Origin of the sequence: Rhodococcus sp. 05-2255-3B1, assembly GCF_002258545.1 — a bacterium.
Taxonomy (GTDB): domain Bacteria; phylum Actinomycetota; class Actinomycetes; order Mycobacteriales; family Mycobacteriaceae; genus Rhodococcoides.
Genome location: NZ_NOZC01000036.1, coordinates 479,482 through 499,676 on the forward strand (window position 1 = coordinate 479,482; position 20,195 = coordinate 499,676).

The 20,195-nt window shown below is 65.5% G+C and carries 22 protein-coding genes; 6 read left to right on the forward strand and 16 right to left on the reverse strand.

Annotated elements, in window-relative coordinates; genetic code table 11:
• Positions 1-9 precede the first annotated feature (9 nt).
• The 4 genes from hflX to CH249_RS23040 all read right to left on the reverse strand — a co-directional run bounded on the left by hflX (position 10) and on the right by CH249_RS23040 (position 4,177).
• On the reverse strand, positions 10-1,560 hold the full coding sequence (gene hflX / locus CH249_RS23025; RefSeq protein ID WP_200893173.1) for a GTPase HflX: 1,551 nt from the start codon (positions 1,558-1,560) through the stop codon (positions 10-12).
• Between the two features lie 78 nt (positions 1,561-1,638).
• A complete protein-coding gene (gene dapF, locus CH249_RS23030) occupies positions 1,639-2,508 on the reverse strand; it encodes a diaminopimelate epimerase (RefSeq protein WP_032397892.1) in 870 nt (289 codons plus the stop codon).
• Between the two features lie 24 nt (positions 2,509-2,532).
• Positions 2,533-3,462 (reverse strand): tRNA (adenosine(37)-N6)-dimethylallyltransferase MiaA, encoded by a 930-nt coding sequence (miaA, locus tag CH249_RS23035; protein ID WP_094682824.1) that lies wholly within the window; start codon positions 3,460-3,462, stop codon positions 2,533-2,535.
• Positions 3,455-4,177 carry a class III extradiol dioxygenase subunit B-like domain-containing protein gene (locus CH249_RS23040; protein WP_179273207.1) on the reverse strand — a complete coding sequence of 241 codons (723 nt, stop codon included), beginning with the start codon at positions 4,175-4,177 and terminating at the stop codon, positions 3,455-3,457. Before CH249_RS23040 ends, miaA begins: the two co-directional genes overlap by 8 nt.
• A 152-nt stretch (positions 4,178-4,329) precedes the next feature.
• Here CH249_RS23040 and CH249_RS23045 point away from each other — a divergent pair, with 152 nt between their 5' ends.
• Positions 4,330-5,817: a DUF349 domain-containing protein gene (locus CH249_RS23045; RefSeq protein WP_094648042.1), complete on the forward strand. Its 1,488-nt coding sequence runs from the start codon at positions 4,330-4,332 to the stop codon at positions 5,815-5,817.
• A 36-nt stretch (positions 5,818-5,853) separates the two neighbouring features.
• On the opposite strand, the gene CH249_RS23050 is transcribed toward CH249_RS23045, so the two are convergent.
• Both CH249_RS23050 and miaB read right to left on the reverse strand, forming a co-directional pair.
• On the reverse strand, positions 5,854-6,441 hold the full coding sequence (locus CH249_RS23050) for a hypothetical protein (protein WP_032398401.1): 588 nt from the start codon (positions 6,439-6,441) through the stop codon (positions 5,854-5,856).
• On the reverse strand, positions 6,438-7,955 hold the full coding sequence (miaB, locus tag CH249_RS23055) for a tRNA (N6-isopentenyl adenosine(37)-C2)-methylthiotransferase MiaB (RefSeq protein ID WP_094631816.1): 1,518 nt from the start codon (positions 7,953-7,955) through the stop codon (positions 6,438-6,440). The genes CH249_RS23050 and miaB overlap by 4 nt, the downstream gene beginning before the upstream one ends.
• Positions 7,956-8,237: 282 nt before the next feature.
• On the opposite strand from miaB, the gene CH249_RS23060 reads away from it, so the two are divergent.
• The 4 genes from CH249_RS23060 to CH249_RS23075 all read left to right on the forward strand — a co-directional run bounded on the left by CH249_RS23060 (position 8,238) and on the right by CH249_RS23075 (position 11,488).
• The gene (locus CH249_RS23060; protein ID WP_179273214.1) at positions 8,238-8,966 is read left to right on the forward strand and encodes an amino acid ABC transporter ATP-binding protein; all 729 of its coding nucleotides are present in this window, start codon (positions 8,238-8,240) and stop codon (positions 8,964-8,966) included.
• A gap of 53 nt (positions 8,967-9,019) precedes the next feature.
• The gene (locus tag CH249_RS23065; RefSeq protein WP_045195442.1) at positions 9,020-9,853 is read left to right on the forward strand and encodes a glutamate ABC transporter substrate-binding protein; all 834 of its coding nucleotides are present in this window, start codon (positions 9,020-9,022) and stop codon (positions 9,851-9,853) included.
• A gap of 85 nt (positions 9,854-9,938) precedes the next feature.
• A complete protein-coding gene (locus CH249_RS23070) occupies positions 9,939-10,616 on the forward strand; it encodes an amino acid ABC transporter permease (RefSeq protein WP_032377154.1) in 678 nt (225 codons plus the stop codon).
• Entirely contained in the window at positions 10,616-11,488 is an 873-nt protein-coding gene (locus tag CH249_RS23075) for an amino acid ABC transporter permease (protein WP_032397888.1), read from the forward strand. Before CH249_RS23070 ends, CH249_RS23075 begins: the two co-directional genes overlap by 1 nt.
• Before the next feature lie 89 nt (positions 11,489-11,577).
• Here the strand turns inward: CH249_RS23075 and CH249_RS23080 are convergent, their stop codons facing one another.
• The 5 genes from CH249_RS23080 to CH249_RS23100 all read right to left on the reverse strand — a co-directional run bounded on the left by CH249_RS23080 (position 11,578) and on the right by CH249_RS23100 (position 15,469).
• On the reverse strand, positions 11,578-12,129 hold the full coding sequence (locus CH249_RS23080; RefSeq protein ID WP_045195446.1) for a regulatory protein RecX: 552 nt from the start codon (positions 12,127-12,129) through the stop codon (positions 11,578-11,580).
• 12 nt (positions 12,130-12,141) lie between these two features.
• Entirely contained in the window at positions 12,142-13,179 is a 1,038-nt protein-coding gene (gene recA, locus CH249_RS23085) for a recombinase RecA (RefSeq protein ID WP_008716921.1), read from the reverse strand.
• A gap of 194 nt (positions 13,180-13,373) precedes the next feature.
• A complete protein-coding gene (locus CH249_RS23090; RefSeq protein ID WP_032397886.1) occupies positions 13,374-13,565 on the reverse strand; it encodes a DUF3046 domain-containing protein in 192 nt (63 codons plus the stop codon).
• A 10-nt stretch (positions 13,566-13,575) separates the two neighbouring features.
• Entirely contained in the window at positions 13,576-14,748 is a 1,173-nt protein-coding gene (locus CH249_RS23095) for a glycosyltransferase (RefSeq protein ID WP_179273208.1), read from the reverse strand.
• Between the two features lie 124 nt (positions 14,749-14,872).
• Positions 14,873-15,469 (reverse strand): TetR/AcrR family transcriptional regulator, encoded by a 597-nt coding sequence (locus CH249_RS23100; protein WP_094682937.1) that lies wholly within the window; start codon positions 15,467-15,469, stop codon positions 14,873-14,875.
• 265 nt (positions 15,470-15,734) lie between these two features.
• Here CH249_RS23100 and CH249_RS23105 point away from each other — a divergent pair, with 265 nt between their 5' ends.
• A complete protein-coding gene (locus CH249_RS23105; protein ID WP_094648058.1) occupies positions 15,735-16,631 on the forward strand; it encodes a diacylglycerol kinase in 897 nt (298 codons plus the stop codon).
• 18 nt (positions 16,632-16,649) lie between these two features.
• Here the strand turns inward: CH249_RS23105 and CH249_RS28090 are convergent, their stop codons facing one another.
• The 5 genes from CH249_RS28090 to pgsA all read right to left on the reverse strand — a co-directional run bounded on the left by CH249_RS28090 (position 16,650) and on the right by pgsA (position 20,075).
• Complete coding sequence (locus CH249_RS28090; protein ID WP_032398397.1) at positions 16,650-16,823, reverse strand: hypothetical protein; 174 nt, start codon at positions 16,821-16,823, stop codon at positions 16,650-16,652.
• A gap of 98 nt (positions 16,824-16,921) precedes the next feature.
• Positions 16,922-17,722, reverse strand: a complete 801-nt coding sequence (locus CH249_RS23115; protein ID WP_179272752.1) for a hypothetical protein — start codon at positions 17,720-17,722, stop codon at positions 16,922-16,924.
• Positions 17,723-17,834: 112 nt separating this feature from the next.
• A complete protein-coding gene (locus CH249_RS23120) occupies positions 17,835-18,644 on the reverse strand; it encodes a PspA/IM30 family protein (protein WP_094682826.1) in 810 nt (269 codons plus the stop codon).
• 144 nt (positions 18,645-18,788) lie between these two features.
• A complete protein-coding gene (locus CH249_RS23125) occupies positions 18,789-19,130 on the reverse strand; it encodes a helix-turn-helix domain-containing protein (RefSeq protein ID WP_032397883.1) in 342 nt (113 codons plus the stop codon).
• A 252-nt stretch (positions 19,131-19,382) separates the two neighbouring features.
• Positions 19,383-20,075 carry a CDP-diacylglycerol--glycerol-3-phosphate 3-phosphatidyltransferase gene (gene pgsA, locus CH249_RS23130; protein WP_373453525.1) on the reverse strand — a complete coding sequence of 231 codons (693 nt, stop codon included), beginning with the start codon at positions 20,073-20,075 and terminating at the stop codon, positions 19,383-19,385.
• Between the last annotated feature and the right edge of the window lie 120 nt (positions 20,076-20,195).

The following is a 20,195-nucleotide window of genomic DNA, read 5'->3' on the forward strand; positions in this document are numbered from 1 at the left end:
CCACCGAGGTCAGACGCTGGGCACGATCGCCGTGAATTCGACGAGCGCCGCCGCAAGCGATTGCGGCACACGAGCTTCCACACGCGTGCCCTCTTCCTCGTGGGCCGTCTTCACGATCCGGCCGTCGGTGTGGATTCGCGCGACCAGATCACCACGGGTGTAGGGCACGAGAACATCGACCAACACGTCCGGCTCGGACAGGATCTCGGCCAGATGATCTCGCAGAGCGTCGATTCCCTCGCCGGTCTTGGCCGAGACGAATCGAGCGCCGTCGAGCAGCCCGCGCAGCTGAGTCAGTTGAACCGGATCGGCAGCGTCGATCTTGTTGACCACCAACAATTCCGGCGGCATCTTCGCGTCCTGCTCGCGAACCACCTCGGTGATCACCTCACGCACGGCCTTGATCTGATCGATCGGAAGAGGATCCGAACCGTCGACCACATGCAGCAGCAGATCTGCATCGGTGACCTCCTCGAGCGTCGAGCGGAACGCCTCGACCAACTGAGTCGGAAGATGCCGGACGAAGCCGACCGTGTCGGTCAGCACGATCTCGCGACCGTCCTCGAGCGTCGACTTGCGCGTGGTGGGATCGAGGGTGGCGAACAGAGCGTTCTGAACCAACACACCGGATCCGGTCAGCGCATTGAGCAGACTCGACTTGCCTGCGTTGGTGTAGCCCACGATAGCGATCGACGGCACCGTACCGCTCAGGCGCTGTTCGCGTTTGGTGTCGCGGGCCTGCTTCATGCCCTTGATCTCACGGCGCAGCTTGGCCATGCGCTCACGGATGCGTCGACGGTCGGTCTCGATCTTCGTCTCACCCGGTCCGCGCAGACCCACACCACCATTGCTGCCTGCCCGTCCACCGGCCTGCCGCGACATGGATTCGCCCCAGCCGCGAAGCCTGGGCAACATGTATTCCATCTGCGCGAACGCGACCTGCGCCTTGCCTTCTCGTGAGGTCGCGTGCTGGGCGAAGATGTCGAGGATCAGCGCGGTGCGGTCGATGACCTTGACCTTGACGACCTTCTCCAGCGCATTGAGCTGAGCAGGGGTCAGTTCACCGTCGCAGATGACCGTGTCGGCGCCGGTCGCGAGGACGATGTCGCGCACCTCCTTGGCCTTACCGGAACCGATGTACGTCGCGGCATCGGGCTTGTCACGTCGCTGCATCAGCGCTTCGAGCACCTCCGAGCCGGCGGTCTCGGCCAATGCAGCCAGTTCGGTCATGCTGGACTCGGCCTGCGCGGCCGTGCCGGTGGTCCAGACTCCGACCAGCACGACGCGTTCGAGCCGCAGCTGCCGGTACTCGACCTCGGTGACGTCGGTGAGCTCGGTGGACAGGCCGGCCACTCGACGCAGCGCGGTGCGGTCTTCGAGCTGCATGTCGCCGGAGGACGGGGAATTCTCGTCGCCGAGCGGAGACCGAGCCAGTCGTCTCGACCACGCGTCGGACTCTTCGCGGGTCCAGGCGGATTCGGTTTCGGGAGCGCCGTCGATGTCGTCGCGACCGTCGTCGACCGGCTCGCCTGCAGGGGATGTTTCATGTGAGTTCGTCATACGAGCTCCATGATCCACGAAAAGCCCAGCGTATGCACGCGGGTTTCGGTCACGTGGGTGCCGAGGCCTGCGCGATCGTCAGGACCGGGCCTTCAGCCACCGGTCGTCGATCTCGCCCCGGGCCAGCAACACCGACGGTCCGCGCAGAGTGGCACCGACGTGATCGATGTTCACACGCACCCGACCGCCGAGCACACCGACGCTCACCTCCCCGGTCTCGAGGCCCTCGTAGGACAGCGCCGCTGCGGCCGCTGCCACGGTTCCGGTGCCACACGATCGCGTCTCCCCGACGCCACGTTCGAACACACGCATCTGGACGGCACCGTCGTCGAGCCTGGTCAGGATCTCGACGTTCGCACCGTGGGGGAAGAACTCGGAATCCAGTGTCGGCGGTTGGGACAAGTCGAGCGCGCCGAGAGATGCGCGTGTCAACGCACCGTCGACACAGGCCAGGTGAGGATTGCCGACGTCGATTCCGATGCCCTCGTACGTCCCGCCCGCGAGGGTCGCCGAGCTCGAGCCCATCAGCGTGACGTCCCCCATCGCCACGGTGACATCGGCGTCGGTGTCGTCGAACGAGTGAACGGTCACAGCGCGTGCGCCTGCCCGCGAACCCACCACGAACTGGTCACGTTGTTCGAGGTCGTGCACCCGCAGGTAGTGCGCGAACACCCGCACACCGTTGCCGCACATCTCGGCGATGGTGCCGTCACCGTTGCGGTAGTCCATGAACCAGTCCTCGGGCTCGACACCCGGCGGCATTCGGTCGAGTACGCCTGCATCTCGGAGCACACCGGCCCGGGCGACGCGCAGAATCCCGTCGGCACCGAGGCCCTGGCGTCGATCGCACAACACCGACACCGCCGACCTGGTGAGTTCGAGCTCGGCTGCCGGATCCGGCAGCACGACGAAGTCGTTCTGAGTTCCGTGGCCTTTGGCGAATTCCATGGTCGCGAGTCTACGGGCGTACGGCTAGGAGGGGTCGATCGCGGACAGCGCGTCCGAGGTCAGCGTCGGCGAGGTGCCGTCGAGCCACCGGACGCGTTCGTCGCGACGAAACCAGGATCGCTGGCGTCGTACGTAGCGTCGGGTTCCGATGAACGTCCGTTCGAGTGCGTGCTGGACGTCGTAGTCACCCGCCAGCACATCGAGAGCCTGCGCGTACCCGATGGCCCGCGACGCGGTGACGCCCTCACGCAGTCCCAGGGCGAGCAGCCCTTCCACTTCGTCGAGCAATCCGGTCTCGAACATCAGCCGAGTGCGCTCGGCGATCCGCTCGTCCAGTTCGGCCGTGTCGCGGTCGACTCCCAACACCACCGTGCCCCAGCGAGGTGCACCGATCTTCGGGGCCGATGCCGCGAACGGCTGCCCGGTCAGCTCCACCACCTCGAGCGCTCGGACCATGCGCCTGCCGTCGGTGGGCAGGATCGACGCGGCAGCCTCGGGATCGGCGGCCGTCAACACGCGATGGATCTCCTCGACGCCGTCGCGTTCGAGGACGGCTTCCCATTTCGCTCGAACGACGGGGTCGGTGGCCGGAAACGCCCACTCGTCGAGCAACGACTGCACGTACATCATCGATCCGCCGACGATGATCGGCCGCGAACCCCGCGATCGAATGTCCTCGACGTCGGCGACCGCAGCCTCCTGGTAGCGGGCGACGGTAGCGATGTCGGTGACCTCGAGCACATCGAGTTGGTGGTGCGCAATCCCGCGCCGCTGCGCGACGGGCACTTTCGCGGTCCCGATGTCCATCCCCCGGTACTGCTGCATCGCGTCGATGTTGACGATTTCGCCGCCGAGTTCCTCGGCCAGATCGAGAGCCAGATCGGACTTTCCTGTGGCAGTCGGCCCGATGACCGCGACCGGTGTCGTGGCCGAATCGCTCGCCCCGTCAACCACGAGCCCAGGTCCCCACGAAGTATCCGACCCCGAAGGGCGCACCTCGGTAGAGCTCTGCGTTCGTCGTCGCATCGGCTCCAGCGAGTGCCGCCAGCACCTGCCACGCCGCTCTGCCGCCGACACCGAGCGAAGCGCACAGGTCCGGATCCAGATCCGCCAATGCATCGACGTCGGCGCTCGCGAGGGCATCGTCGATACTGCGCTGGACCCCCTCGGCGCGCTCGTCGAACGATCCGGGTGCCTTCGGAGTCAGTGTGTTCGCCCCGTCTGCCAGCAGCAGAACGCCCCAGGTCTCCGCCGAGGCGTCGAACTCTCGGCGCAGCTGCTCGCCGAACTCGGCGCACGACCCGGGGCTCGCATCGGCCGCGATCGTGCGGACCTCGACCGCAGCGTCGGGCGCTGCCACCCCGCGCAGCCACCCGGCGATCAGAACCGCCAGCGGCAGGTCCGGATCTGCCGCAGTGTGCGCTGCGCCGCCGGACAGGCTCACCACCACGTCGACTCCGAAGCCCCGGAACGTGCCGACGGTGGCCGTGCCGTAGGTGGACGACACGCGGTCGACGCCGACGGCGATCCAGCGGTCGACCGTCGACGCCAGATGGGTGGTCGCGTCGACGGCGGCGGTCCGCAGATCGGCTGTCCGGGCCGCCCCCGCGCCCATCAGTTCGGGGACCAGCAACGGTGGAGAGGGCACCAGGGCCGCGGCACGAAACACGAGCACCACGCTAGTCGGTGGCGCGACTTGTCCCGACGAGTCCACCTCGAGTCGTCTGAGCTGTTTCAATGGTCCGATCGGTCGTCACCTAGTTCAATGGTGTCCAGATCGCGATTGAAGGCAGCCGTGACGCGCGGCAGAGATGAGGAACAATGACCGACCCGAACGCCGGCACTCCCACCACCCCAGAGGCTGCATCCTCGGATGCACCCGCCCAGACCCCCGGTGCGACCGCGCCCGGTGCAGCGAACCACGGCGGACCCAAGCCCGGCGGTGGACCCAAGCCCGGCGGTGGACCGAAGCCCGGTGGAGGACCCAGGCCCGGCGGCCCGGGTCCCGGCTCTCCTCGTCCCGGCGGTTCGGCCGGTGCCAAGCCCCACCCGACCCCCTCCCACGTCCCGACCGCGATCCCGACGGTCGCGCCTGCGAGCGACCCCAGCAAGTTCGGCAGAGTCGACGACGACGGCACCGCATGGGTGACCACCGCCGACGGTGAGCGGCAGATCGGGTCCTGGCAGGCAGGAGACGCGGCGGAAGGACTCGCCCATTTCGGTCGGCGCTACGACGATCTGGCCACCGAGGTCGCTCTGCTCGAAGCTCGATTGACCTCCGGTACCGGCGATGCCAAGAAGACCAAGGCCGCAGCGTCCGCGTTGTTGGAGAGCCTGCCGACCGCTGCTGTGATCGGCGACCTCGATCTGCTCGCCAGGCGACTCGACGCGGTCGTCGAGCATTCGGACGCCGCAGCAGCGGTGGCCAAACACGAAAGGGAGCTCGAACGCGCCGAGCACACCGCGCGCAAGGAAGCCCTCGCCGTCGAAGCCGAGCAGATCGGTAGCGAATCGACCCAGTGGAAGCACGCGGGCGATCGGCTGCGAGAGATCCTCGACGAGTGGAAGACGATCCGCGGGGTCGACCGCAAGATCGACGATGCCCTGTGGAAGCGGTACTCCAAGGCACGGGAGAACTTCAACCGTCGCCGCGGCGCCCATTTCGCCGATCTCGATCGTGAGCGCGGTGCGGCCAAGACTCGCAAGGAAGAACTGGTCGAGCGGGCCAGAGCCTTGTCGTCGTCCACGGACTGGGGACCCACCGCAGCAGCGTTCCGCGATCTGCTGGTGGAATGGAAGGCATCCGGCCGTGCCCCACGCGATGCCGACGACGCGCTGTGGAAGAACTTCAAGGCCGCACAGGACGTGTTCTTCGCTGCCCGCAACGCCGCGGCCTCCGAGCGGGACGCCGAGTTCGAGGCCAACGCCGAGGCCAAGGAAGCCCTGCTGGCCAAGACACACATCGATCCGAGCAAGGACCTCGATGCCGCCCGTTCGGCACTGCGCGACCTGCAGGACAAGTGGGATGCCATCGGCAAGGTTCCGCGCGAGAAGATGCAGGAACTCGAGGGCAAGCTGAGGGCGATCGAGAAGTCCGTCCACGACGCGGTGGAGGCCCAGTGGCGTCGTTCGGATCCCGAGGCCGTCGCCCGCGCCGCCCAGTTCCGCGAGCGGGTGGCTCAGTTCGAGGATCAGGCCGCCAAGGCGACCGCAGCAGGCAAGACCAAGGATGCCGAGCGTGCGCTCGCACAGGCGCAGCAGTGGCGCGAGTGGGCCGACGCAGCAGAGAGCGCCGTCGACGAGTTGTGATCGACCGGCACTCCTGACCGGGGCGGCCGATCGGACCTACGGGGCCGAGTGGCCGTCCCACAGGCGCAGCTTCTGTTCGCCCGACGCAGCGGCGATGCGTCGCTGCTCCTGGGCCGCGAGCTGGGCGTTCGTCTTGTTCCACACGGCCTTGAGCCAATGGAACGTCAACGCGATGACGGCGATCCACGCGATGATCAGTCCGATTCCCGGTCCGGCACCCTGCAGGTTGTCCGGCACGGTCTGCCGTGTCCAGATCGAGAGCATCCCGTACACCGACGACACCGCACATCCCGCGAGGGCGGCCCAGGCCAACGCCCAGATACGGGTGACGAGCGCGAGCACCGACATCACCACGCCGAACGTCAGCACCAGCACGACGAAGACGCGTGACGGCAGCGCGATGGACTCGGCAACTGCGGCTTCTCCACCCGTGAGCACGTCGAATCCGCTGGCCGATCCGGTGTGCGGCAACGCGAACGTGACCAACAGGACCAGCACCAGCCCGGCCACGACCATGGCCCGCGCTCCCGGGTCCAGTTCCGTCATCACCGCCCTCTCCGTTCGCCCGAGTTCCTCGGCGGATCGAGAGGGTACGACGCGATCGGGTCCGTCTGTGTCTGTCATGCGGTGCATCCTGTCTCTACCGGTAGCGGCGCCGGTGCGCCGATCGAGGGAAGTCCGAGGCCGACGCCGATCGGTGCCGTCTTGGGCATCACACCGCGTTCGTGGGCGTCTCCTGCTGCCGTACGGCGATGCGTGAGCACGCCGGCGTCGGCGATGAGGTGGTACGGCGCAGCGGCCGTCAGCGTGGTGGTGACGACGTCGCCCGGGCGGATCTCGCTCACGCGATCGGCGTCGACTGCGAAATGCACGAGTCGGCCGTCCCTGGCTCGCCCGCTCATCCGATGCGTCGCGGCGTTCTTGCGACCTTCACCGGTGGCGACGAGTAGTTCGACCTCGGTACCGATCAACTCTCGGTTGGCAGCGAGAACGATCTCTTCCTGCAGAGCGATCAATCGCAGATACCGTTCTTGCACAACCTCTTTGGGGATCTGATCGGGCATCTCGGCGGCAGGCGTTCCCGGCCGCTTCGAGTACTGGAAGGTGTAGGCATTGGCGAACTTCGCCCGCCGAACCACGTCGAGCGTCTGCTCGAAGTCCTCATCGGTCTCACCGGGGAAGCCGACGATGATGTCGGTGGTGATGGCCGCGTGTGGCATGACCGCGCGCACCTTGTCGATGATGCCCAGGAACTTGCTCTGCCGGTAGGACCTGCGCATCGCCTTGAGGATGCGATCCGATCCGGATTGCAGCGGCATGTGCAGGGTGGGACAGATGTTCGGGGTGGACGCCATCGCCTCGATGACGTCGTCGGTGAACTCGGCCGGGTGCGGAGAGGTGAACCGCACTCGCTCGAGACCCTCGATCGAGCCGCATGCGGCCAGCAGCGACGCGAACGCGCCGCGGTCGCGAGGCATGTCCGGATCGGCGAACGAGGCACCGTACGCATTGACGTTCTGGCCGAGCAGCGTCACCTCGAGTACACCCTGATCCACCAAAGCCTGTACCTCGGCGAGGATGTCGCCCGGCCTGCGGTCGATCTCCTTGCCGCGCAGGGCCGGGACGATGCAGAACGTGCAGGTGTTGTTGCAGCCCACCGAGATCGAGACCCAGCCGGCGTATGTCGATTCGCGTTTCGCCGGCAGGGTCGACGGGAAGGCCTCGAGGGATTCGAGAATCTCGACCTGTGCCCGTTCGTTGTGCCGGGCGCGCTCGAGCAACACCGGCAACGACCCGATGTTGTGGGTTCCGAAGACCACGTCGACCCACGGAGCCTTCTCGACGACGGTGCTGCGATCCTTCTGCGCCAGGCAACCACCGACCGCGATCTGCATGTTTGGGTTTCGCGTCTTCGCGGGCCGCAACATGCCGAGGTTGCCGTACAGCTTGTTGTCGGCGTTCTCGCGCACCGCGCAGGTGTTGAAGACGACGAGATCTGCGTCGGTGCCTGCGTCGGCCGGAACGTAGCCCGCTTCCTCGAGCAGCCCGGACAACCGCTCGGAATCGTGGACGTTCATCTGGCATCCGTGCGTACGCACTTCGTAGCTGCGGGGAACCGACGCCGACGGGTCCGTCACCGGGACGGGATCGGTACTCCCGTGATCGGCCACGTCCACGGTCGGAAAAACACTCGTTTGCACCCCTCCAGGGTACGTCCATCGCACCGACCGGCCCGCCGGGGTCGCGGGCTCCACCGCAGACTGTGCAGGGCCGATGCGGGGCAACAGTAAAGTTTCCATTACATAATCGAAGATGGCGGGCGAAAACACCGGTCGGCGAGGAAACTACGCATAGGGTTTCGACTTATGACGCACGCCACCGACGCGCCGGCATCGACACCCCCGCCGGGCGCGCCCTCGATGATCTCGCTCAAATCCGTCGACAAACATTTCGGTGATCTGCACGTCCTCAAGGACATCAACCTGGAAGTGCCGGCCGGTCAGGTCGTCATCGTCGTCGGCCCCTCCGGCTCGGGCAAGTCGACTCTGTGCCGGACGATCAACCGCTTGGAGCCGGTCGATTCCGGTGCCATCGAGGTCGACGGAGATCTACTTCCCGCGGAAGGCAAGGCCCTTGCGGCCCTGCGCGCCGACGTGGGCATGGTGTTCCAGTCGTTCAACCTGTTCGCGCACAAGACGATCCTGCAGAACGTCATGCTCGCGCCCATGAAGGTACGCAAGCAGAAGAAGGACGAGGCCGAGAAGAGCGCCTTGGCTCTGCTCGAACGCGTGGGAATCGCCAACCAGGCCGACAAGTACCCCGCTCAGCTCTCCGGTGGTCAGCAGCAGCGTGTCGCCATCGCGCGATCTCTCGCCATGAACCCCAAGGTGATGTTGTTCGACGAGCCGACCTCGGCCCTCGACCCCGAGATGGTCAACGAGGTACTCGACGTCATGACCTCGCTCGCCAAGGAGGGCATGACGATGCTCGTCGTCACCCACGAGATGGGCTTCGCCCGCAAGGCCGGCGACCGCGTCATCTTCATGGCCGACGGAGCCGTCGTCGAGGACACCGATCCCGAGACCTTCTTCAAGTCGCCCAAGTCCGAGCGTGCCAAGGACTTCCTCGGCAAGATCCTCGGTCACTGACCCGCTTCACCGTTCACCCCGAATACCCGAACCGATCCCTAAGGACATTCACTGTGAGAATCACCCGACCGCTTCGCTTCGGTGTCGCCATCGCCGCTCTGTCCATCGTCGCCACCGCCTGCGGCGGCGGAGAGGAAGCTCGCACCATCTCGAGCAGCGCCGAGTCCGGCAACCTCATCGTCGGCATCAAGTTCGACCAGCCCGGTCTCGGTCTGCGCAATCCCGACGGCACGTTCAGCGGCTTCGACGTCGAGGTGGCCAAGTACGTCGCCGGCAAGCTCGGTGTCGACGAGGCCAACATCGAGTTCAAGGAGTCCCCCTCGGCGCAGCGCGAGACTCTGATCGAGAACGGCGAGGTCGACTACATCGTCGCCACCTACTCCATCACCGACACCCGCAAGGAAAAGGTCGGTTTCGCCGGCCCGTACTTCGTGGCGGGACAGTCGTTGCTCGTTCGTGAGGACAACACCGACATCACCGGTGCCGATTCCCTCAACGACGGCAAGCGACTCTGCTCGGTCACCGGTTCCACCCCGGCCCAGAACATCGCCGACGAGTACCCCGGCGTGCAGCTGCAGCCGTTCGACACGTACTCCGCGTGCGTCGAGGCGCTGCGCAACGGCACCGTCGATGCGGTGACCACCGACGACATCATCCTCGCCGGCTACGCCGCTCAGTCCCCCGGACAGTTCAAGGTGGTCGGTGAGCCGTTCACCACGGAGAACTACGGCATCGGCCTGAACAAGGACGACACCGAAGGACGTAACCAGATCAACGACGCCATCGAGGAGATGGTGTCGAGCGGTGCATGGGAGCAGGCCTTCAACGACACCGTGGGCGCATCGGGCTACCCGCTGCCGACCCCGCCCACCGTCGACCGCTACTGATCGACCCTCTCGTCGTGTTCCGCGAGCGCGTGCGCGCGGAACACGACGGTTGGATCTCGCCGAGCCGTGAGGATCAACAAGCACCGTGAACCTATTGAGCAAGTACGGCGATCAATTGATCGACGCGTTTCTCTCGACCATCTACCTGACGTTGGCATCCCTCGTCGGCGCGCTGGTCATCGGAACGATCATTGCCGCGATGCGGGTGTCACCCATCCCGATCGCGCGTGGCATCGCCGCGACGTACGTCACCATCTTCCGTAACACCCCGTTGACCCTGATCATCCTGTTCACCTCGTTCGGCCTGTACCAGACCATGGGTGTCTCGCTCGCGTCGGAATCGTCCTCGACCTTCCTCGACGACAACAACTTCCGCCTGGCAATCCTCGGTCTGAGTGTCTACACCGCGTCGTTCGTCGCAGAATCTCTGCGATCGGGAATCAACACGGTCCCCGTCGGTCAGGCCGAGGCCGGCCGCTCACTGGGTATGACGTTCACCCAGAACATCTCCATCGTCGTTCTGCCACAGGCGTTCCGCGCCGTGGTCGGACCGCTCGGCAGTGTCGTGATCGCACTGACGAAGAACACGACGATCGCATCGGTCATCGGCGTCGCCGAGGCGTCGTTCCTGATGAAGAACATGATCGAGAACGAGGCCGCGATCTTCGTGGTCGGCGGCATCTTCGCGCTCGGTTTCATGATCCTGACGCTCCCGACCGGGTTGCTGTTCGGCTACATCAGCAAGCGATTGGCGGTGTCATGATGAGTGATGCAGTAGCAGTTCTCTACGACGTTCCGGGCCCGAAAGCGGTGCTGCGCTACCGGATTCTGACCGGGGTCGTTGCCGTCGTCTCGCTGGGCGTCGCGTTCCTCATCTACCGAGCACTCGACTCCAAGGGTCAGTTGACCGCCGAGAAGTGGGATCCGTTCCTCGAATCGACCACGTGGACCACGTATCTGATCCCCGGAATCCAGGGCACGCTGGTTGCAGCGGCGCTCTCGATCGTGTTCGCACTGATCCTCGGTGCCGTCCTCGGTATCGGCCGCCTCTCGGATCATCGCGCGGTACGGATCGTCAGCGGCGCGATCGTCGAGGTGTTCCGCGCAGTACCCGTACTGATTCTGATGATCTTCCTGTACGCGGTCTACGCCGACTACGAGGTCTTCAAGGTCAAGTACCTGGCGTTGGCGGCCGTGGTCACCGGCCTGACGCTGTACAACGGATCGGTCATCGCCGAAATCGTTCGCGCGGGAGTCAATTCACTGCCCAAGGGGCAGCGGGAAGCTGCGTCCGCGCTGGGAATGCGCAAGAGCCAGGTCATGCTTCTGGTTCTGCTCCCCCAGGCCGTCACCGCCATGCTTCCGGCGATCATTTCGCAGATGGTTGTGGCGTTGAAGGACTCGGCGCTCGGTTACGTCATCGGGTACGTCGAAGTGGTCCGTTCCGGTCAGCAGGTAGGCGCGTTCTACAGCAACTACCTCCCCTCGCTGATCATCGTCGCCGTCATCATGATCATCATCAACTCCGCGTTGACGAAGCTGGCCACCGTGGTCGAACGTCGTTTGCGTTCGCGTAAGCGCAAAGCCGGCGCGACCGACGTGGTTCCCGCTCTCGATGGTGGTCAGGCAGCCTGATCACCATCGCCGGCAACGAGTAAGGCCCGCAACACCGATGGTGTTGCGGGCCTTACTGTTTCTCGACGGCTCCTACTCGAGGTGGACGATCACATCGAGTCTGGGCCGTCGAAGCCTTCGGTGTCGGCACCTGCGCGGTCGAGTTGCTCCTTGACCACCGCGAACGCCATGCCCTGCGAGTAGCCACGGCGCGCGAGCATGCCGACCAATTTTCGGACAACCTTGTCACGCTCGGCGCGGGCATCCGGCCCACTCGAGTCCGGCATTTGCAGTGTGCGAAATCGCTTGCGTACCAGCTCGGCTGCGCGCTGACGTTCGTCGTCGGCATCGATCGTATCCAGTGCGTGCAGAGCGAGTTCGTTACTGACTCCCTTGTTGCGGAGCTCCATACTCAGTGCGCGTTTACCCTTGCCCGAGTACTTGTGCCGGGATTGAACCCATTGCTGCGCGAAGGACTCGTCGTCGACAAGCTTTGCCTTTTCGAGCCGGTCGAGAACGGCGTTCGCGATCTCGGCAGTGAAGCCCTTCTTCGCAAGATTTGCTTCGAGTTCGTGCCTGCTACGCGCTCGATCGGTCAGCAACCGAAGGCAGACATCTTTCGCCTGCGCCTCGGTGCCGCCACCCTCGTCTCGCTGCTGCACAGCGACAACAGGTTAGAAGTCCACCGGAGCGGCTGCAGGCTCCTCCGCGGTGACGTCCGCGCCGATCTGCAGCTTCTCCATGATCTTCTTCTCGATCTCGTCCCGCACGTCGGGGTTCTCGAGCATGAACTTGCGGGCGTTCTCCTTGCCCTGACCGAGCTGGTCACCCTCGTAGGTGAACCACGAACCCGACTTGCGGATGAAGCCGTGCTCGACGCCCATGTCGATCAACGAGCCCTCGCGGCTGATGCCCTTGCCGTAGATGATGTCGAACTCGGCCTGCTTGAACGGCGGCGCAACCTTGTTCTTGACCACCTTGACCCGGGTGCGGTTACCGATGGCGTCGGTTCCGTCCTTCAGGGTCTCGATGCGGCGGATGTCGAGGCGAACCGAGGCATAGAACTTCAATGCCTTACCACCGGTGGTGGTTTCGGGAGAGCCGAACATGACGCCGATCTTCTCGCGCAGCTGGTTGATGAAGATCACGGTGGTACCGGAGTTGCTCATCGCGCCGGTGATCTTGCGCAACGCCTGGCTCATCAGGCGGGCCTGCAGACCGACGTGACTGTCGCCCATCTCGCCCTCGATCTCGGCGCGCGGTACCAGTGCCGCCACGGAGTCGATCACGAGGATGTCGAGTGCACCCGAACGGATCAGCATGTCGGCGATCTCGAGAGCCTGTTCACCGGTATCGGGCTGCGACACCAGCAATGCATCGGTGTCGACACCGAGCTTCTTGGCGTAGTCCGGATCCAGAGCGTGCTCGGCGTCGATGAAGGCCGCGATGCCGCCTGCTCGCTGAGCACTGGCCACCGCATGCAGGGCGACGGTGGTCTTACCCGAGGATTCCGGACCGTAGACCTCGATGACACGTCCACGCGGCAACCCTCCGATGCCGAGTGCCACATCGAGCGCGATCGATCCCGTGGGGATGACGGCAATGGGCTGGCGGACCTCGTCACCGAGGCGCATCACCGAACCCTTGCCGAAGTTCTTGTCGATCTGCGCGAGTGCGAGATCGAGCGCTTTGTCGCGATCGTATGCAGCCATCGTGAGCTCCCTGTGTCGTGTCGTTCAGCTGTGTCGTGTCGATCAGCTTTGTCGTCGGTAACGCTAGATCGGGGTACCGACAAGAAGTTTCTCGACACCGACCGGCAACCGTTGACCCAAGCATAGGGGAACACGTGTTCGAGTCAACTACCGCAGCAATCGACACGCCGAGAGGATCGACAGGACCCGGGGAACTACCAGCGTTCTCTCGGTACATCGAACTCGTAGCAGATCGACCGCCACACTTCCCGTGGATCGACGCCGTCCTCGATGGCCTGCGCTCCCGTTCGGCCGATACCGGACAGCACGTGATCGGTCAGCAGCGAATCGCCACGAACGGAGCCGAACTCCTCGGTGAGCAGTTCACGAAATTCGGTCAGACGCACAACGACAACCCTAACGTCCGCGCCGTGGAGTGCTGCGGTCGAGCACCCGATGACAGACGGACACGGGATCCTCGACGGACTGCGCCCCGTCCGCCGCCGTCGCCGCCGCCCGGGCGAAGCGCGGATCGGACAGTACGGTGGCCACCGCGTCGGCGATCGAGGTCGGCGTCGGGGGTCGTACGATGACGGCACTCCCCTGCCGTGCGGCGCGGTTGGCCAGCTCCCACTGATCGCCACCGCCCGGGACGGTCACCACCGGAACGCCGTGCATGAGCGCCTTGGCCAGCATTCCGTGCCCACCACCGCACACCACCACATCGGCATGACGCAGCAGTTCGTCCTGGCGGCCCAAACCGGCGTTCGCCCAGTTCGGGAGTACGGCGGGAACTCCGTCGAGAACGGACGCCACCACCCGAACTCCCCTGCCGTCCAACCCTTTCAGCGCCATCTCGAGCATTCCCTCCGCCCCGGTGAAGGCTGTCGACGGCGCGACCATCACCAGCGGTGACGTGCCGTCCGGAGTGTCGAGCAGGTCGTCCGTCGGTTCCCACAGCAGCGGACCGACCACGTGTGCGTCCTCCGGCCAGTCGGGACGGCGCACCTCGAGCGCAGGAATGGTGGCGACGAGCCGAGCAGCCGGGCCCGGATCCTCGGCAGGCAGCCCGATGCTCGTCCGTGCGCTGGACCGCTGAGCTCGTCCCTGAGCGATCGAGCGTGCCGTCAACGCGCGCATCACGGTATCGCGCAACCTGCCGCGAACCCCGGTACCCGGAGCCAGGCCACTTCCGATGGGAGGCAACCCTTTCGAGGGCGAATACAGTGGATGGGGCGAGAGCTCCACCCAGGTGATCCCGAGCCGCTCCGCGGCCATGCCGCCCCCTGCGGTCAGGATGTCGGACACGACGAGATCGACGTTCTCCCGCGCGAGGTCGGGCAGCAACTCGGTCGAGACGAACGCCGCCCGTGAATGGATACGTTGTCCGGCGTCGAGATCGTCGTCCTCCGGCCGCGGCGCAAGACCACCCAGCGGAAACGCCCGCAGCCCCGCTGCGTGCGCATCGGGCACCCAGCGGCTACCGGTGAAGAGGATCGGTTCGTCGCCTGCCGCGCGGAAGAGCAGGGACAGCGCGATCGCCGGAAAGGCATGCCCCGGATCGGGCCCGGCCACCACTGCTACTCGCACGAACCCAGCGTGCCACACTCGAGCCGTACCGCTCGACGTGTGCCGGGATCAGGTCGGGAGAGCCGGCCCGAACCCGAGCGGCGAAATGTGCACTCGGTCCCGATCGCGGTCGACGCAGACTCGTTCACGCACTCTCGGGCCGCAGGTAACTGTCCACTGCGTACGCCATCTGACGCGTCACCTCGGTCCCCGAGACGCGCTCGGACACCATCTCCGCGGACTGCACCGCTGACTGCACCATCAGTAGCACCAGCGTGGCCAGCGTCGTGGGATCCCCTGCGCGAATCGAGCAATCACGTTGTCCGGCAACGACCAGAGAAGACAACGCGTCGATGATCAACGACTGACTGGTTCCGAGTCGATGAAGAATGTATGTGGCCAGCACGTCGGAATCGGAACGCAGAATCTTCACGAACAACGGATGGAGTCGAGTGCGGTCGGCCACTTCACCCACGGCAGTGACGATCTGATCGCGAGCCGACGCGGTGGCGTCGAAACTCGGAATCAGCGCACCGATCTCACGAGTGAGCAGGCTCGACACCACAGCTCGCGTGTCGGCCCATCTCCGGTACACGGTGGGCCTGCTGACCTTGGCGCGGCGCGCGATTTCTGCCAAGGTGGTGCGCTTGACGCCGTGTTCGAGGATGCAGGACCGGGCCGCGTCGAGAACGGCGTCTTCGACCGACTTCTCGGGAGCTTCTGTTCGGGACGGCGACTGCAGGGGCTCGGACGAGGCAGGACTCGACACCGGCTGCTCGATCACGTGCCACCCTTCGCAGTTCGGACAAAAGGACTGTATTTCCAGCAATAACAGTCTCTTTCGCTACAGTACCTCACGGTTACGCGCACCTTCGGCCCCGAAATCACCGGCCACACGCCCGGACAACGTACGCCGGAGGCATACCGCCGCGAATCGCCTCGGTCACCACCACGGGAACCGTCGACCCTGGCAAGCTGATCGATGTGATCGACGAATCGTTGCGACCATGACCCGATCGGTGACGGTGTTGACCAATCCGATGGCCGGCGGTGGTCGCGCGGGCCACGCCGGGCGGTGCGCCGTGGCGCGCTTGCGGGAGCGAGAACTTCACGTCACGACCATCGAAGGCCGCACGCCCGGGGATGCACTGTCATTGCTCGAGAAGGCCGTCGGCAGCGGTACGGACGCCGTGGTCGCCGTCGGCGGCGACGGGCTCGTCAATCTCGTCGTTCAAGTGCTCGCCGGCACCGACGTTCCGATGGGCCTGATCCCGGCAGGCACCGGCAACGACCTGGCCCGAACCCTGGGACTACCTCGCGACGACGCTGCCCACGCAGCCGATATCGTCGCCGACAACGTCACGCGCGCAATCGATCTCGGACGGATCGGCGACCGATGGTTCACCACCGTCCTGTCCAGTGGTTTCGACTCGCTGGTCACCGAGAGGGCCAAGCGACTGCGCTGGCCGCGCGGACCTCTCCGGTACAACGCGGCCATGGTGCTACAGCTGGCGTCACTCACGAAGCTGCCGTACGTCATAGAACTCGACGATGCCGAACTTCGACTCGATGCCACCTTGGTCGCGGTCGGAAACGGCAGGAGTTACGGAGGCGGCATGGCCGTGTGCCCTGCCGCGCGAGTGGACGACGGTCTGCTCGATGTCACCGTCGTTCGCGGGGCGAGTCGGACGCGCCTGCTCGGACTGTCGCCGACTCTCTATCGGGGAACACACATCGACTTACCGGAGGTCGACACGTACACCTCGACGCAGGTCACGTTGCGGTGCGACGGAATCGTCGCCTACGCCGACGGGGAACGTGTCGCGGAACTACCCGTCACGGCACGCTGCGTACCGCGGGCCCTTCGGGTGTTCGTCGAGCAGGGCTCTGCTGCTCTCGGGTGACGGAACACCGCATCGGCGTCAGAACTTCAGCGACGAGCGATCGTTGTCGGAGGCGATCGCCTTGTACAGCCACACCAGTCCCATCACGATCGCGCCCGCCACCACCAGCCAGAACAGACCCTTGATGATGCTGCCCAGAAGCGCGAGCGCAATCCAGATCAGAACGATGAATCCCAGAATCTTCCAGAACATGAGTGCTCCTACCGTGTCGCCGCGCACCGTGTCGTATCGCGTACGTCGATCCTGGCATCCGGCCGCGACGAACACATCGGGGTGAACCCTGAATTGTCTCAGCGGTGCCGCGACCGGATCTGATCGATTTCGGTGAGTGCCTCGGCCCACCCCTGCAGTCGATCCGTCGCCGACAACAGCTCACGTCGGTGCGATTCCACGACCGTCGTCGACGCCGGTCCGGCGGGCCCGGTCATCCGCGCGGCCGCGGCGACGAGCTGCTCGTACTGATCGACCCCGGTCGCGAGTTCGGCTGCCGCCGAGGCTATTGCGCCGCGGAGGTGCTCGCGGGTCACAGCGCTCGCCGCCCCCGCACGTTCCAGAGCAGCGATGTCGACAGCAACTCCTTCGAGACCGCGAGCCGCATCGGAAGTAACCCCGATCATCTCCTCGACGTCGTCGGTACCGATCGTCTCGGACCTCGCGAGGATCCCCAGCAGCTCGAACAGACTCTGCTCGGCACCGGCCAGTCGGGCCATCGACTCGTACGCGGCGGATCCGCGCTGCGGCGACACGCGCTTGGTGGGCAGGCCGACGGGGACCGGTTGGGCGCGAAGACGCCGCAGCCGCGTCACCGCGAATGCCGCCGGTACCGCCATGAGGGCAGCACTACCGCCGCCCACGAACAGAGTCCACTCCGGAGCCGACAGCACGGCCATCCCCGCGGTTCCCACCGCTGTCGTCGTGGACGCAGCACCGAACCTGATTCCGCGTCGTCTGGCACGGCGAATCTTCTTCAGATGCTTGACACGGGGGTCTTTCCGACGGCCGGCGGCGTCGAGGATCGAGGTACCGACACTTCGAGCGGACTCCGCCAGAGATCTGACCACTGCACCGGACTCGGAGACGGCGGTGGTCACGGATTCTCGATCGAGCGAAACGGCCGGCCGCTTACGCGACCGGCCGGATTCGTGATCTCTTCTACCCATCTCGGCGCTGCTGTCGGACGACCGAGTTGTTCGTCAGGTCGATCTACGCCTGAGCCGGGGGCTCGGGCGTCGCGTCCGGGGACTTGGCAATCGAGGGCTTCGCCGCGGCATTCCCCGACGGCAGCGAGTCGCCTGCCATCGAAGCGCGGATCTGCTCGAGGCGGCTGTGGCCCGCCATCTGCACGGATGCCTGCTGGACCTCCATCATGCGACCGGAGACCGAGTTCTGAGCCAGCTCCGCCGATCCCAGGGCGTCTGCGTAGCGACGTTCGATCTTGTCCCGGACGGCGTCGAGGCTCGGGGTGTTGCCGGGCGCGGACAGGGTGCTGTCCATCGACCGAAGGGATTCGCTGACCTTCTCCTGCATCTTCGCCTGCTCGAGCTGGCTGAGCAGCTTGGTGCGTTCTGCGACCTTCGACTGCAGGGCCATGGCGTTCTGCTCGACGGCCTTCTTGGCCTGAGTGGCCGCCTGCAGCGACTGATCGTGCAGGACCTTGAGATCCTCGACGCTCTGCTCGGCGGTCACCAGCTGCGCGGCGAAGGCCTCGGCGGCGTTCGTGTACTGCGTGGCCTTCTCGATGTCGCCCGCGATGGCGGCCTGATCGGCCAGCGTCACCGCTTGCCGAGCGTTCGCATTGAGCTTCTCGACCTCGTCCAGCTGCCGGCTGAGCTTCATCTCGAGCTGGCGCTGATTACCGATGACGGACGCGGCCTGCTGGGACAGAGCCTGATGCTGGCGCTGTGCGTCCTCGATCGCCTGCTGAATCTGAACTTTGGGGTCGGCCTTCTCGTCGATCTTGGAATTGAAGAGCGCCATCATGTACTTCCAGGCTTTGACGAAAGGATTAGCCATGGGGTGGTCCTGCCTCCATCTGTTGCGCCGCGGTGGCCGCGTACGGGTCGGCTGCTCTCGCAGTGACCGAAATGAACCTGTCCGTGCTGTGAAAGTCGGGTGCGTGATCTGGGTCAGGAGTGGAAACTGATTGCTTTTCCGATCTTAGGCGGCGGCGAGAGCTCTGGCAGCAGGTGCCGGAATCACGACGCGAGTATCGCCGTCGATACGGGTGGCGACCGCTGCCTCGTCGAGCCGCGCTGCGGCGGTGGAGGCGTCGGACAGCGTCACACTGACATCGCTCATGACGTCCGAGAGCGGGACGGCGAGTGCGTCGCAGATCGCGGCGAGGAGTTCGCTCGATGCCTCCTTGCGACCGCGTTCCACCTCGGAAAGGTATCCGAGGCTCACGCGTGCGGTGTTCGAGACTTCACGCAGGGTTCGGCTCTGTGCGACGCGAGTACGCCGCAAACTGTCGCCGAGTGCTTCACGCAATAGCAGCGCCATCTCGCTCCTCCTCGTTGGTGTTCGTGCCGACGACTGTGCCGTCGGGACGACAACGTTCATATCTCGTTCGTCCGGAGCCGTCACGATGTTCAACGTCCCAGCCGGTCCGATTGGTTCCCGACCCTATATGCCCGTTCACTCCAACACGTGCCGAAGCTGCTCCGACACGGCTCCCAAGACTGTATCCCGCCGAATCCTCATCCTGCTCGCCCGCGCGCCACACGGCCGCTGCGGAGGGCACGTCGGAGCGATTCACGTCGAGGACACGCCTCGGCGCAGGCGAACGGCCTGCACCACGTAGTCCAGGCCGGTGTACACGGTGAGCAGTACCGCCAGCGCCATCAAGGCAACGGCGAACGGGTCGACGACACTCGGCAGCGGGCACAGGTACACCCCTATCGCGAACGTCTGCACCAGTGTCTTGACCTTGCCGCCGCGGCCTGCGGGTATGACGCCGTGGCGGATGACGGCGAACCGCACTGCGGTGATGCCGATTTCTCGCACTCCGATGATCACCGTCACCCACCACGACAGGTCGCCCAACATCGACAGCCCGACGAGCGCGGCGCCGATCAACGCCTTGTCGGCGATGGGGTCGGCCATCTTCCCGAAGTCGGTGACGAGACCGTACTTGCGGGCCAGCTGGCCGTCGATCCGGTCGGTGATGGCAGCGGCGGCGAAGATGGCGGTCGCGGTCAGCCGCCAGGAGGTGTCGTGGCCGTCGCCGACGAACAGCGCTGCGAGAAAGACCGGAACCAGTGCGATCCGGAGCACCGTGAGCACGTTCGCGATATTGAGCAACGGCACTTCGTCCGGGCCGCCCGCGACAGCGTTGCTGTGGGGCAGCCCCGTCGTGCGCGGAGCATCAGCCGGTCCGGAGGCGCGGTTGCCGGAAATCTCACCGCTGGACGGAACGCCGTGATCGGGCGCAACCGGCCCGGTCATCGGCACACCCGCGAGCCGTCGACGACGTACCGGCTCGTATGTCCGCTGTTGCGCAGCACCGATCCGCCGAGACGGGGACACAGCTGCAGAAGCGACACACGGAAAGTTTATCGGTTGAGG